Origin of the sequence: Colwellia psychrerythraea (assembly GCF_000764225.1) — a bacterium.
Classification (GTDB): Bacteria; Pseudomonadota; Gammaproteobacteria; order Enterobacterales; family Alteromonadaceae; genus Colwellia; species Colwellia psychrerythraea_D.
The window spans coordinates 77,410-90,239 of the sequence record NZ_JQED01000015.1 but is presented as its reverse complement, the minus strand read 5'-3'; the positions used below and the strand labels follow the sequence as shown (position 1 = coordinate 90,239).

Here is a 12,830-nt window from a genome sequence, read left to right as displayed (position 1 = left end):
TTTGTCAGTAATCCCCCCAAAAAATGCCACAATTGATAATTTGATCGCTATTGGACAGGAGCAATTAACCTCCTGTTCAGATAGTGCTAAGCTTGATGCTCAAATTCTATTAGCTTTCGTGTTGGAAAAAGAACTCAGCTATTTACTTACTTGGCCAGAAAAGTTGTTAGCAGATGAAGATAAGCAACAATATTTGGCGTTATTAGGTAGACGAATTTCCGGTGAGCCTATTGCCTATATCATCGGCGTAAAAGAGTTCTGGTCTCTGCCTTTTTTGGTATCTCCAGCAACACTTATTCCGCGTCCAGATACAGAAGTTTTAGTTGAGTCGGTACTTGAACAATTTAATGGCTTGGAAACATTGCATTGTTTAGATCTAGGTACAGGCACTGGTGCGATCGCACTTTCACTTGCATCAGAACAACCAAATTGGCACATTGACGCTATTGATTTTAGCCTTGACGCCGTAAGGCTAGCACAACAAAACGCACAAAATTTGCAACTGAGCCACGTAAACATTTTCCAAAGTGATTGGTTTAGTGCGCTAAATGACCGTAAATATGACTTGATAGTATCTAATCCTCCTTATATAGATAAATTAGATGAGAACTTAAGTCAGGGAGATGTGCGTTTTGAACCAGAATCAGCATTGGTTGCAGATGAAGAAGGGCTTGGGGATATTAAACATATAGCACAACGAGCGCTCAAGCACCTTACCCCCCAAGGAGCTCTGTTTTTTGAGCATGGTTTTGAACAAGGTCAAGCAGTGAGAGATATTTTAATCGCTTTAGGCTACCAAGGTGCACAAACCGTTAGGGACTTTAACGGACATGAGCGCATTACTTGGGCGAAATTAAAGAGCGCTTAAGTCGCTCTCTTCTTTAGCCTTGGTTTTAAATTTGGATTACACTTTATAACGTTTTGATAACTCAAAATCGATACACTATGCAAAAAACTGAACGTGCAAATAAGTAATAAATTCGACTTAGTTGCTAAATAAAAGGAATAACTTTGAAACATTTACATATAACCCTTGCTGTACTTAGTATTAGCTTATTCACCTACCGTTTTATTTTAACGTTAATGGCATCGAAAAACCTTGACCGTAAATGGTTAAAGGTAAGTCCTCATGTCATCGATACCTTTTTACTTATTATCGGTATTACATTGGCAGTGAAGTTACATTTGAATCCAATGGAACAAATGTGGTTAGCTGAAAAGATAATAGCCTTATTTGCTTATATTTTTACTGGTTATTATACCTTGAAGTTAGCACGTAATAAGCCAATGCAAATTCTTGGTTATCTAGGCGCTATGGGCTGGGTAATGTTGATAGTTCGTCTTGCCATGACACGTGAAGCGCTATTTTTTAGCTAAAAGAAAAAACGGCTAGGGCTTAACTAATATATGGAATCATTAAAGTAATCTGTTATGAATGAATTGTTTTTATCAGAATTAAAGTCTGTCGATAAAGATTTACTGCAAAAACTTGTCTTGGTAGAAGAACATGTTTTTGCAGGTAGTGCAGCGCAAGCTTTGCATGCCGATGAATCTTTAGATAGTTTAGAGCTAATTATTAGTCAATGTGTTGCAATAATTAGCGAGATTGAATCACCCTTAGAAAAAGCAGAAGCTTTGCTTAATGAATTGTATTTTCAGCACTTATTTATTGACCGTTACCAGACCCGTTGGCCTGTTTCTGCTTATAGTGTTGCAAAGGGATTAAATCAGCGTGCTATGTCTCCTGTTATTAAGGCGGCTTTAGTAAAAGAGATTATTACTGCGTGTGGTTTTGAAACCGACTTAGTCTTTATCCCAAATAAAATTATGGTACGTCTTTGTTGCGATGAGCAATACGCTATCATTTTTGATGCAGTTACAGGGGAATCTTTGGACTGGACAGAGCTTGAAGTGCGCTTAGACGAGTTGGTTGGCGACCCAGGTGAGCGAGAGCTAAAAGCCATTAGTGATAGTGTTGCTTTAGTTGAACACCTATCTGCATTGAAAAACGCTTTGATCCACGAACAGGCGTTTGATAAGGCATTAACCTGTGTTGATATTATTCTGTCATTAAATCCTGACGATCCGGTACAACGTAGAGATCGCGGTTTCTTGCTGCACCAGCTTGATTGTTTTAAAGTGGCTGTCGATGATTATCGTTACTTCGTAGAGCAATGTCCAAAAGACCCCGCAGCGAAAATATTAAAAATTCAACTTGAAAACATTGATATCGATAATAATGTACTTCACTAAATTTTTACGTCAGTAAAATAATAAAAAAAATGTAGACAAAAGGCAAAATGATGCAAGAAAATATTGTGGCGAATGCGCCACTCGTAACAAACGATGCAGTAGTATTAGGGCTTTTAGCGCTTATTTTAGGCTTGGTCTTTTATACTTCTAATAGTAAAAACTCCGCTTGTCAAAAGTTCTATAAATATGTACCCGCATTATTAATGTGTTATTTATTGCCTTCTTTTTTAAATACTTTTGGCATAGTGAGCTCTGAAGTCAGCCAAGTTGATGAAGTTGCAAAATACTTTCTTCTTCCTGCTTGTTTAGTGCTGTTAACCTTAAGCATTGATATTAAGGCTATTGCTGGTCTTGGTAGCAAAGCCATTATTATGTTTTTAACTGGTACTGTTGGTGTTGTCATCGGTGGTCCAATTGCCTTGTTACTTGTCTCTGCTGTTTGGCCAGAGCTTATCGGTGTTACTGGCCCTGAAGCTGTTTGGCGTGGTATGGCCGCTCTTGCGGGAAGCTGGATTGGCGGCGGCGCTAATATGCTAGCAATGAAAGAGATTTATGAAGCAGATGGAAGAATATTCACCATTATGGTTACTGTCGATATCGTAGTAGCTAATATTTGGATGGCTGGTCTTTTATATATTGCAGCAAACCATAAAGCTATTGATGCCAAAAGTGGCGCAGATACCTCGGGTATTGATAAGTTAATTGCTGATGTTGAAGCATTTGAAAAAGAAAATAAACGTACACCAGAGTTGAAAGACTTTATGTTGATTATTGCTGTTGCTTTTGGTGCTGCGGGTCTTGCCCACTTTGCTGCTGATTTACTAGTACCATTTTTCCAGCAAAACTTCCCTGAATTGAAGAAATTCAGCTTACACAGTAAGTTATTCTGGATTATTGTCTTAGTTACATCTATTGGTCTGACTTTATCTTTTACCAGAGTTAGACAACTTGAATCTGCTGGTGCTTCTAAAGTTGGTAGCAGTTTCTTATATATTCTTGTTGCAACTATTGGTTTGCACATGGATGTTACCCAAATAGCGGAAGCGCCAAAATATGTAGTTATTGGCTTAATTTGGATGGCAATACACGTTATTTTGCTTTTTGCTGTTGGTCGATTTATCAAAGCGCCAATCTTTTATCTAGCCGTAGGTAGTAAAGCAAATATTGGTGGCGCAGCATCTGCCCCTGTTATTGCGTCCGCATTTCATCCATCATTAGCACCTGTTGGTGTATTACTTGCGGTATTAGGGTATGCCCTAGGTACTTATATGGCTTGGATGTGTGGGCAGCTACTTCGAATTATTGGTAGTTAACTGGTAATACTCTCCTTGTCGCTGTAGAGCTGAATTTATACGTCAAAAGTACTCACTGACTAGCGTCAGCTCCGTGCTTTTTTCTTTAAATTAAACTATACAGCTTAAAGTAGAAGTCTCACATTCACTTCTGCTCAGCATAAATAAATCTGAATATTTTAGGAATACTTTTTAGGAAGAAAATATGACAATTACATCAGTTTCAGTTAAAGGCATTGAGGTTGCTAATGAGCAACCTTTCGTATTATTTGGCGGCATGAATGTGCTTGAGTCCCGTGATTTAGCAATGAAAATTGCAGAACATTATGTCGAAGTGACTCAAAAGCTAGGGATACCTTATGTCTTTAAGGCTTCATTTGATAAAGCAAACCGCTCTTCTGTCAATTCATACAGAGGACCAGGCTTAGATGAAGGTTTAAAAATCTTTGAAGAAATCAAATCAACATTTAATGTGCCGATTATTACTGATGTTCATGAAGTTTATCAAGCACAGCCCGTAAGTGAAGTTGTTGATGTGATTCAATTACCTGCCTTCTTAGCAAGGCAAACTGACCTTGTTGTAGCAATGGCTAGAACTGGTGCGGTAATAAATGTTAAAAAACCACAATTCCTTGCTGCACATGAAATGAAGCACATCATTACTAAGTTCGGTGAAGCTGGTAACGAAAATATTATTTTGTGTGAAAGAGGTAGTTGTTTCGGTTATAACAACTTAGTCGTTGATATGTTGGCAATGGATGAAATGAAAAACTATGCGCCAGTTATCTTTGATGCTACACATGCATTACAAAAACCCGGTGGACGAAGTGATAGTGCGGATGGCCGTCGTGCTCAAGCGGCACAACTAGCCCGTAGTGGTATGGCTATTGGCATCGCAGGTTTATTTATAGAAGCGCATCCTGACCCTTCTGCTGCTAAATGTGACGGACCTTGCGCATTACCACTAGATAAATTAGCACCTTATTTAGCCCAAATGAAAGCGATAGATGATTTAGTGAAAGGTTTTTCACCATTAATTACTGATTAGTATCGTGTCGTTGGGGGAACTTTGCTTCTTTAACGATTACTCCTCAAAATGAACAACTTGATAAATTACCAATAAAAAAAGGTGTCCTAGGACACCTTTTTTTATTGGTGATCTTAATAACTAAGATCTTACTTCAGTAAATGTGCGAGCATTTTGAAATATGTTAACATGTAGCCCAAAAGCGATTGCCTGAGGCTTGGTATTCACTGTGTATGGCATTACCTAACACAGTGTAGTTGAAATTAATTATTCAGCAATTAAATTTGCTGTAGTTAACGTTACAGGCTTATTTTGATTTGCTGTTTGTTTTTGTTTTGCAAAACCAGAGTCTGCTGACTGCTGTGCAAAGACAATTTTAGCTGGTGTTAACGAAACCTTAAGGTTCTTATGTGCTGCAGTTGTCAGTTGAGTACGATTTACTGGCTCAGCTTTAACAAGTGTAGATTTTGGTACGGCAGCCGTGGCTACTGTACTTAAAAAAGATGTGGCGAGTAATACGGCAACTAAGTTAGTTTTATTAATGCATTTTTTCATTTCTTTATCCTGTGTATGACCTAATAATAAGTTTGTAATACTTTTGTAGATTTATTAGGACCATTTCTCGCGCTGGTTTTAGACTTCAAAATAAAGCGTATGGTTGGGAGCACACGCCGTACCTGAGTTTTATAAAACATTGAGATGATGTCCTTCATCTACGGGTCGAATAATACGCAAGTTAGCAAAAAAATAAAAATGACTATAAGTAATCTTATTCATTAGAAAATCTAATGAATAATTGTTATGCTCTATTTATAGGTTTTTATGCAGATATCAACGGTATCATTTAATTTTGATTGAATATTTAAGGGTGAATTTTGTCTAGTAGACTCCCTCCATTAAACGCCTTACGGGCATTTGACGCATCAGCAAGACAGCTGAGCTTTACACGAGCAGCAGAAGAGCTTTTTGTAACTCAGGCTGCCATAAGTCATCAAATTAAATCTTTAGAAGATCATTTAGGCATTAAATTGTTTATGCGAAAAAACCGTGCATTACTACTGACAGAAGAAGGTCAGTCGTATTATTTGGATATTAAAGATATCTTCACATCTTTGCATGAAGCGACAGAGCGATTACTGGCGCGTGGTGCTAAAGGGGCAATTACGGTTAGTTCCCAAGCAAGTTTTGCCATCCAATGGTTAGTACCAAGGTTAACCGCTTTTAACGCCTTGCATCCGGATATTGATGTAAGGATAAAAGCGGTTGATCAACCTGAAAACTCACTCACTGAAGATGTTGATGTTGCGATTTATTATGGTCGAGGTCGTTGGCCAAATATTTATGCGGATAAGTTGCATACCGAATACCTCATCCCAGTATGCTCTCCCTTATTAGTACAAGAGAATGTTGCTAATGGTAAACCACCTCTTTTAACCGTGGATGATTTGTCTGAGCACACGTTATTACATGATACATCACGAAAAGATTGGAAACGTTGGTTTAAGCAAGTGGGAGTTAAAGGCGGCAATGTTAACCACGGGCCTATTTTTAGTCATTCAGCCATGGTTTTACAAGCGGCTTTACATGGTCAAGGCATTGCATTGGCCTACAGTGTCTTAGCTAAGCCCGATATTGACTCTGGACGCTTAGTTTGTCCCTTTAACGATGTGTTAGTCAGTAAGAATGCCTATTTTATCGTCTGTCGAGACAATCAAAAAGATATCGGTAAAATTACTGCTTTTAGGCAATGGATGTTAGACATGGTTGAAGCAGAGCAAGAGCAAATTACAGATGGACAAATAAGTTAATGAATAAGCAGAAAATAATTGTTAATAAAGACGGTAGTGAAATAAATATACTCTTGAGCACTGTAGAAAATGCTAAAGCATTTGTTATTTTTGCTCATGGTGCAGGGGCTGATATGTCACATGAGTTTATGAAGGATATAACGACGTTATGTAATGCCTCAAGGATTAACGTCTTGAGGTTTAATTTTCCTTTTATGGATAAAAGGGCGCTGACAGGTAAAAAGTATCCTCCAGATAGAATGCCTAAGCTATTACTCTGCTACGAATCTGTTATTAAATATGTTGTCGAACAGCACCTTAATAGGGGATTGCCTTTGTTCATCGGTGGTAAATCTATGGGCTCTCGCGTCGCGGCAAGTTTAGTTGCCGATCCTGAACTTTTAGAAAGCAGTATACTTAATCAAATATCAGGTGTTTTTTGTTTAGGTTACCCATTTCACCCAGCTAAGAAACCTGAGAATTTGCGTCTTGACCCTTTAGTCGATGCCAGTAAGCCTATCTTAATTATACAAGGTGACCGTGATACCTTAGGCAATAAAGTCGAAATTATCAGCTATCAGTTAGCTGAGCACTGTCAGTGTGTGTTTCTGGAAGATGGCGATCACAGTTTAAAACCACGAGTTAAATCAGGCTTTACTCTTCAGTCTCATATGAAGCGAGCCGTTGAAGAAATGGCATACTTTTTTGAGTGCCAAACCATTTCTGGCAAAGCCTGACATGAGAAAAGAGATGAATTCTACGAATATAGATCAGCAGCCAGAGATAAATTTAAGTCGTATGGCAGTTTTACTTAAATGTATGATGATTAGTGTTGGTATCAGTGGTTGTTTTTCTGTACTATTCGGCGCTTGGTTAGCACACGGTGGTCAAGCATTACCTGTGAATGTGCAATCTAGTTTGGCAACAGCACTACAATATCAATTTATTCATACTCTTGCGCTGTTTGCTACCTTGGTTTGGTTGAAAAGTACTAAACCATCAAAGGCCTTAATTGGTGCGAGTATCGCCTTTGTTATCGGGCTTTTATGCTTTTGTGGCACAATATATATTAAGTCTTTTTTTGAACTTGCCTTTATCGGTAAGTTAACACCTTTTGGCGGCATCTCTTTTGCGCTTGCTTGGTTATTGTTAGCGCTAGAAGGTAAAAATAATTTTTAACGACACTTTGATAGTGTTAATACGCTTGCGTTCATCATTCATTTTAGCGAACGTTAGATAAAAAAGGTAAAAACAACATATGACTTCCATCGTATTATTTTGTCGACCAGGCTTTGAAAAAGAGTGTGGCGCAGAAATCCAAGAAAAAGCTGCTTGGAATGAAATGTATGGCTATTTAGAATTAAAGAAAAACCAAGGATTAGTTTTTTTTCATTTACACGTGAGTGAACACGGCGAAGCATTAATGAATAAATTGCCGCTTAAACGACTGATCTTTGCTCGACAGTGGTTTATCACAGTCACCGAAAAAATCGACCTTCCAGATTATAATCGCGTTGAAGCCATTACTGAAGCATTAGGTGATGAATGGCAATACAGCGATCTACGTATGGAAATGGCTGATGATAACGATGGTAAATCGTTAAGTAAGTTTTGTCGAAAACTTTCAGTTCCTCTGCGTCAAGCATTACGTAAGAATAAAGTACTTACACAGAAGGGGAATAATTCAGCAGATGATCCTGAAGGCGCCATTTTACATGCATTATTTCTTAGCGGACAGGAAGTGATTTTAGGCTTCTCATTAGCACGTAATAGCTCTCCTCATGTCATGGGGATCCCTCGTTTAAAATTCCCGAGCGCATCACCGAGTCGTTCAACGTTAAAGCTTGATGAAGCCTTTTTACACTTTATCCCTCGTGATGAGTGGGATGAACGGCTAACATCAGGTATGAATGCTGTTGATTTAGGTTCAGCGCCAGGTGGTTGGACTTATCAATTAGTGCGCCGTGGTATGATGGTTACTGCAATAGACAACGGACCTATGGCCGAGTCTTTAATGGAATCAGGGCAAGTAAAACATAAGATGATGGATGGTTTTAAGTACACGCCAATGAAACAAAATGTTTATTGGTTAGTATGTGACATGATAGAAAAACCACAACGCGTAGCTAAGTTAATGAGTGAGTGGTTATTACATGGTCATTGTAAAGAAGCGATGTTTAACTTAAAACTGCCAATGAAAGGTCGTTATCAACAAGTTACCGACGATCTACAAACAATTAAAGATGCCTTTAGTGAGCACAAAGTTAAATATGAACTTTACGCTAAGCACCTTTATTATGATCGTGAAGAAATCACAGTGCATGCACGTTTACTTTCGCCAGCCCCGCTAAGTAATAAAGAGTAGCGGCAATATTAATATCAATAAGATCTGAAAGTAAAAAAGCCATCAAGTGCATTGCGAAACTTGATGGCTTTTCTTGTTATATATCTATTAAATATACGATTATCTAGAGTCTTTCAAGTACTGCTTGAGTAAAGTCAGTAGTCCCATGAGTACCACCTAAATCTCCAGTTGTTCTATCACCAGAAGCTATAACATCAGTAATAGCAGATCTAATTTTTTCTGCTTTATCACCCATATCTAAATATTCTAGCATTTGAATCGCCGCTAATATCACAGAGGTTGGGTTTGCTAAGTTTTTACCCGCAATATCAGGCGCACTACCATGAACGGCTTCAAAAATTGCACATTCTTCACCAATATTAGCGCCTGGTGCCATACCAAGTCCGCCGACCAAGCCAGCACATAAGTCTGATAAAATATCGCCAAATAGGTTAGTGGTTACGATCACATCAAATTGCTCTGGGTTCATAACCAATTGCATACAGCAATTATCAACAATCATTTCTGTAGATTCAATTTGTGGGTAACGCTGGGCTACCTCACGAGCAACTTTTAAAAATAAACCCGAAGTTGATTTCAGGATATTTGCTTTATGAACAGCTGTTATTTTTTTACGACCTTCTTTAATTGCTGTTTCGTAGGCAAAGGTTAATATTTTTTCAGCTCCTTCACGCGTAACAATACTCATTGCTTGTGCTTCACAGCCGTCATCAGAAGTTACTTGACCAGCACCTGAATACATACCTTGCGTATTTTCACGCACTGTTAAAATATCAATGTTTTCGTAACGTGCTTTAGTGCCCTTAAATGATAATACTGGGCGGAGGTTTGCGTATAACTTAAATTGTTTACGTAAAGTAACGTTGATCGAAGTAAAACCTTCACCGACAGGAGTCGTGAGAGGACCCTTTAAGGTGATTTTGTTTTTTTCGATAAGGTTGATAGTTTCTTCTGGTACTAACTCACCATGCTTCTCTAAGGCTGTTAAACCCGCATCTGCGAATTCATAATCAAAATCACATCCTGCTTTATCTAATATTTGAATCGTCGCATCGATAATGCTTGGACCTATACCGTCGCCAGGAATTACCGTGATGGTTTGTTTAGTCATTAAGTTCACCTTGTCATAATACTTCGGGGGTAATATGTCGTCTCTTAATTTGGACTAAGCGACAACATACATTTAATTAATTGCGTAATGCACTACTGAGATATTAAAACGTCAGCCCAGAGCTTTTAATAGGGCATTTTATATCATGGAAATGCTATGTATGCGAGCTTGAAAGCTTTTACTTTAGCCGACAAAGTACTGATACTTCGATAGCCTAAAAACTTAACAAATGATAGTAGAGGGTTAGGTTGTTAGTAGCAATCTGACTTTAGTCTATAGTTGGTACATTTTTACTTTTGATTGAATGGTTTTTAACAATGCCCCATTGTTCAGGGTAATTGTTTCCTAAACCTATTTCTTTAAGAGCCCCATTTACAAATAAAAGAAAAGTGCATTCATCTTGTGTGGTGATACCATCTGATTTAACGTGCTGGGTTCGATAAAACATGACTTGGTAGTTAACGTCATCAATTGTTCTTGCTTCGGTGATATCAGGACTGCCTAATTGAGTTAATGCTTGCTCAAAAGTAAAGCTATCTAACGTTACTTTGGCAATGAACTGTCGATTATATGCTTCTCTGTCTTTCCATTTCATTTGATCAGGGCTGTCATCATAAAAAGTAATAACAAGGGCAACAAAAATGCCATAAATTGAAAGGGCAAGTAAAATGCGGCCAATTATTTTTTTATTCATAGTATCTTATCTTTTTATATTAGCTTTTTTCGTCATCAATGATGTTTATATTAGCATTAATTTCAGCTTCAGATGAAGGCATTGTTAAGCGGATATCTTTTAAATTAAAGCCTAAAGGGATATCTTGTTTTAGCGTTAATAGTTTTCTCGCTAAATCCATCTGTTCTATGCTTTGTGTTAACTTTTTAGCTAGAGAGCCTTTCAAATCGGAGGCCTCAAGTATCGCCTTTAAAGAGCCATACTGATTAAGTAATTTTGCTGCGTTTACTTGACCAATACCACTAACACCTTCAATTTTATTGGTATTATCACCAGTCAAGGTCCAGAAATCTATCAGCTGAGATGTTTTAACACCAAATTTATTTTGCACATGATCTTCATCTAAATAACGACGATTAAAATAATCATAAATATGAATGTTAGGATTAAGCAGGGGAAGGAAACCTTTATCGGTTGAAATAATAGTAACTTTTTGACCGTGCAGTGCCATTTTTACCGCTAAAGTAGCGATAAGATCGTCTGCTTCGTCTTCATCGGATGTTAAGGAATCTACACCTCGCTCCATAAAAGCATCTTGTATATCCATTAGCTTATTCGCAAGGTGCTCAGGCATTTTTTTCCTGCCTTTCTTATACCCCTCAAATAATTGATAACGCCAACACGGGTGTTGGCTATCAAATACTGCTAAAGCGTGTGTTGGCTGATGCTGCCCTATAATTTTTTCTAGCGCGTTTACACAGGTATTTTGTGTATTAAATAGTACTTGTTTCAAAGTACTAGCAGAGAGCTCATTGTCGTGATCCTGTTTTATTTGGATAAAAGGACGCTCTTGTACCGCGTACACACGACGAATTAAGTTAAGCGCATCAATGAGTATTAAATGAGCGGACAATATTAACCCTCAATCACTTTATAGCAGGGAATATATTCACTGCCAGGCAGCTTCATTCGCTGCTGTTTTACAAAGGAAGCAAGGAGTTTATCCATTAAGGCCATGATCTTCTTATCGCCTGATATTTCAAAAGGGCCAAACTCTCTAATTGCTTTAATACCACCTGATTTTACATTTCCTGCTACTATGCCTGAAAAGGCACGACGTAAATTAGCCGCGAGTTCAGCCGTAGGAAGATCATGGCTTATATTTAAGTTGGCCATATTTTCATGCGTTGGTTCAAAAGGGTGTTGAAAGTCATCGGCAATCACCAGCGACCAATTAAAGTGATAGGCGTCACCGGTTTCTTTTCTATGTGCCAGTACATTATCTAAACCGTGTTTCATTAACTGAGCTACTTTAACAGCATCATCAACGACTATTTGATATAACGACTGTGCTTTGGGACCCAGCGTGGCGCCAATGAAAAGGTCTATTTCATTGAAGTACTCAATAGCGTTAGCAGGGCCTGTAAGAATTATAGGTAACTGTTGTTCTGCATTTGTATCGTTAAGCATAATCCCCAAAATATAGAGTAACTCTTCTGCAGTTCCTGCACCGCCAGGAAATATAATTATCCCGTGCGACATGCGTACAAATGCTTCTAAACGTTTTTCAATATCGGGCATTATAACCAATTCATTTACTATTGGATTTGGTGGTTCGGCGGCAATTATGCTCGGTTCAGTTAAGCCAATATATCGTCCTTCTTTAATACGCTGTTTTGCATGGCCAATTGTTGCACCTTTCATTGGGCCTTTCATCGCGCCAGGGCCACAACCTGTACATATATTAAATCCGCGCAAACCAAGTTGGTAACCAACATCTTTAGTATATTTATACTCATTGTGTTTTATTGAATGGCCACCCCAGCAAGTGACCAAGTTCGGTTCGGTTTCTGGCAGTATGGCATCAGCATTTCTCAAAATATCAAACGTTGCATCTGTGATACCTTCAGATGAGCAAGGCATTGTTCTATAACGACTATGAAGAAAAAGAATATCGCGTAATACGGCTGAAAGGTGTTCTCTAATGCCTCGAATTATTTTGTCGTCAACAAAAGCGTGCATTGGTGGGTTTTTCAAATCAATTTTTACACCACGTTCCCGTCTTAATACATGTATTTCGAATGAGAGGTATTTTTGATAAATTTCTTCGGCATCATCGGTATTTGAGCCAGCGTTGAGCACGGCAAGGGAACAATTTCGATAAAGCGTATATAAGGTGCTGCTGACTGAATGCTGCAGTTGATCAACTTCTGCTTGTGACAGTAAGTTCATGTTTCCAACCGGATTAATTTGAGTATGCATAGCTCACTCCTGTTATGCTAATTACTTATGAAAAACAGCTGTTCTGGTGAGAGGAAGTCG

At 38.3% G+C, this 12,830-nt stretch carries 14 protein-coding genes; 9 read left to right on the top strand and 5 right to left on the bottom strand.

The annotated features are described in order from the left end of the window. The first annotated feature begins 1 nt into the window (after position 1). From prmC to kdsA, 5 genes are all read left to right on the top strand, one after another. A complete protein-coding gene (gene prmC, locus ND2E_RS14145) occupies positions 2-868 on the top strand; it encodes a peptide chain release factor N(5)-glutamine methyltransferase (protein WP_317628122.1) in 867 nt (288 codons plus the stop codon). 143 nt (positions 869-1,011) lie between these two features. Then, complete coding sequence (locus ND2E_RS14150; protein ID WP_052056368.1) at positions 1,012-1,377, top strand: SirB2 family protein; 366 nt, start codon at positions 1,012-1,014, stop codon at positions 1,375-1,377. A gap of 54 nt (positions 1,378-1,431) precedes the next feature. Beyond that, complete coding sequence (locus ND2E_RS14155; protein ID WP_033093225.1) at positions 1,432-2,253, top strand: SirB1 family protein; 822 nt, start codon at positions 1,432-1,434, stop codon at positions 2,251-2,253. A 50-nt stretch (positions 2,254-2,303) separates the two neighbouring features. After that, complete coding sequence (locus tag ND2E_RS14160; RefSeq protein ID WP_033093224.1) at positions 2,304-3,566, top strand: DUF819 family protein; 1,263 nt, start codon at positions 2,304-2,306, stop codon at positions 3,564-3,566. 184 nt (positions 3,567-3,750) lie between these two features. Next, positions 3,751-4,593, top strand: a complete 843-nt coding sequence (gene kdsA, locus ND2E_RS14165) for a 3-deoxy-8-phosphooctulonate synthase (RefSeq protein WP_033093223.1) — start codon at positions 3,751-3,753, stop codon at positions 4,591-4,593. Positions 4,594-4,839: 246 nt separating this feature from the next. On the opposite strand, the gene ND2E_RS14170 is transcribed toward kdsA, so the two are convergent. Continuing rightward, positions 4,840-5,127, bottom strand: a complete 288-nt coding sequence (locus tag ND2E_RS14170) for a hypothetical protein (RefSeq protein WP_033093222.1) — start codon at positions 5,125-5,127, stop codon at positions 4,840-4,842. Between the two features lie 320 nt (positions 5,128-5,447). Here ND2E_RS14170 and ND2E_RS14175 point away from each other — a divergent pair, with 320 nt between their 5' ends. The 4 genes from ND2E_RS14175 (at position 5,448) to rlmM (ending at position 8,724) form a co-directional block, all read left to right on the top strand. Then, complete coding sequence (locus tag ND2E_RS14175) at positions 5,448-6,380, top strand: transcriptional regulator GcvA (protein WP_033093221.1); 933 nt, start codon at positions 5,448-5,450, stop codon at positions 6,378-6,380. After that, a complete protein-coding gene (locus tag ND2E_RS14180) occupies positions 6,380-7,096 on the top strand; it encodes an alpha/beta family hydrolase (protein WP_052056366.1) in 717 nt (238 codons plus the stop codon). Before ND2E_RS14175 ends, ND2E_RS14180 begins: the two co-directional genes overlap by 1 nt. 13 nt (positions 7,097-7,109) lie before the next feature. Further along, positions 7,110-7,538 carry a DUF423 domain-containing protein gene (locus tag ND2E_RS14185; RefSeq protein ID WP_223303571.1) on the top strand — a complete coding sequence of 143 codons (429 nt, stop codon included), beginning with the start codon at positions 7,110-7,112 and terminating at the stop codon, positions 7,536-7,538. A gap of 79 nt (positions 7,539-7,617) precedes the next feature. Beyond that, positions 7,618-8,724: a 23S rRNA (cytidine(2498)-2'-O)-methyltransferase RlmM gene (gene rlmM / locus ND2E_RS14190; protein WP_033093220.1), complete on the top strand. Its 1,107-nt coding sequence runs from the start codon at positions 7,618-7,620 to the stop codon at positions 8,722-8,724. Between the two features lie 103 nt (positions 8,725-8,827). On the opposite strand, the gene ND2E_RS14195 is transcribed toward rlmM, so the two are convergent. The 4 genes from ND2E_RS14195 to ppnN all read right to left on the bottom strand — a co-directional run bounded on the left by ND2E_RS14195 (position 8,828) and on the right by ppnN (position 12,770). Next, entirely contained in the window at positions 8,828-9,835 is a 1,008-nt protein-coding gene (locus ND2E_RS14195; protein WP_033093219.1) for an isocitrate dehydrogenase, read from the bottom strand. A gap of 268 nt (positions 9,836-10,103) precedes the next feature. Next, positions 10,104-10,529 (bottom strand): DUF3192 domain-containing protein, encoded by a 426-nt coding sequence (locus ND2E_RS14200; RefSeq protein WP_033093218.1) that lies wholly within the window; start codon positions 10,527-10,529, stop codon positions 10,104-10,106. 19 nt (positions 10,530-10,548) lie between these two features. Beyond that, positions 10,549-11,421, bottom strand: coding sequence for a flap endonuclease Xni (gene xni, locus ND2E_RS14205; RefSeq protein ID WP_033093217.1), 873 nt, complete (start codon positions 11,419-11,421; stop codon positions 10,549-10,551). A gap of 2 nt (positions 11,422-11,423) precedes the next feature. Then, positions 11,424-12,770: a nucleotide 5'-monophosphate nucleosidase PpnN gene (gene ppnN, locus ND2E_RS14210; protein WP_033093216.1), complete on the bottom strand. Its 1,347-nt coding sequence runs from the start codon at positions 12,768-12,770 to the stop codon at positions 11,424-11,426. Between the last annotated feature and the right edge of the window lie 60 nt (positions 12,771-12,830).

What these genes read in the sequence shown, in the direction of transcription:
- ND2E_RS14155 (WP_033093225.1), top strand. Translation starts at nt 1,432, where the DNA reads ATGAATGAATTGTTTTTATCAGAATTAAAGTCTGTCGATAAAGATTTA.
- ND2E_RS14160 (WP_033093224.1), top strand. Translation starts at nt 2,304, where the DNA reads ATGCAAGAAAATATTGTGGCGAATGCGCCACTCGTAACAAACGATGCA.
- kdsA (WP_033093223.1), top strand. Translation starts at nt 3,751, where the DNA reads ATGACAATTACATCAGTTTCAGTTAAAGGCATTGAGGTTGCTAATGAG.
- ND2E_RS14170 (WP_033093222.1), bottom strand. Translation starts at nt 5,127, where the DNA reads ATGAAAAAATGCATTAATAAAACTAACTTAGTTGCCGTATTACTCGCC.
- ND2E_RS14180 (WP_052056366.1), top strand. Translation starts at nt 6,380, where the DNA reads ATGAATAAGCAGAAAATAATTGTTAATAAAGACGGTAGTGAAATAAAT.
- ND2E_RS14185 (WP_223303571.1), top strand. Translation starts at nt 7,110, where the DNA reads ATGAATTCTACGAATATAGATCAGCAGCCAGAGATAAATTTAAGTCGT.
- rlmM (WP_033093220.1), top strand. Translation starts at nt 7,618, where the DNA reads ATGACTTCCATCGTATTATTTTGTCGACCAGGCTTTGAAAAAGAGTGT.
- ND2E_RS14195 (WP_033093219.1), bottom strand. Translation starts at nt 9,835, where the DNA reads ATGACTAAACAAACCATCACGGTAATTCCTGGCGACGGTATAGGTCCA.
- ND2E_RS14200 (WP_033093218.1), bottom strand. Translation starts at nt 10,529, where the DNA reads ATGAATAAAAAAATAATTGGCCGCATTTTACTTGCCCTTTCAATTTAT.
- ppnN (WP_033093216.1), bottom strand. Translation starts at nt 12,770, where the DNA reads ATGCATACTCAAATTAATCCGGTTGGAAACATGAACTTACTGTCACAA.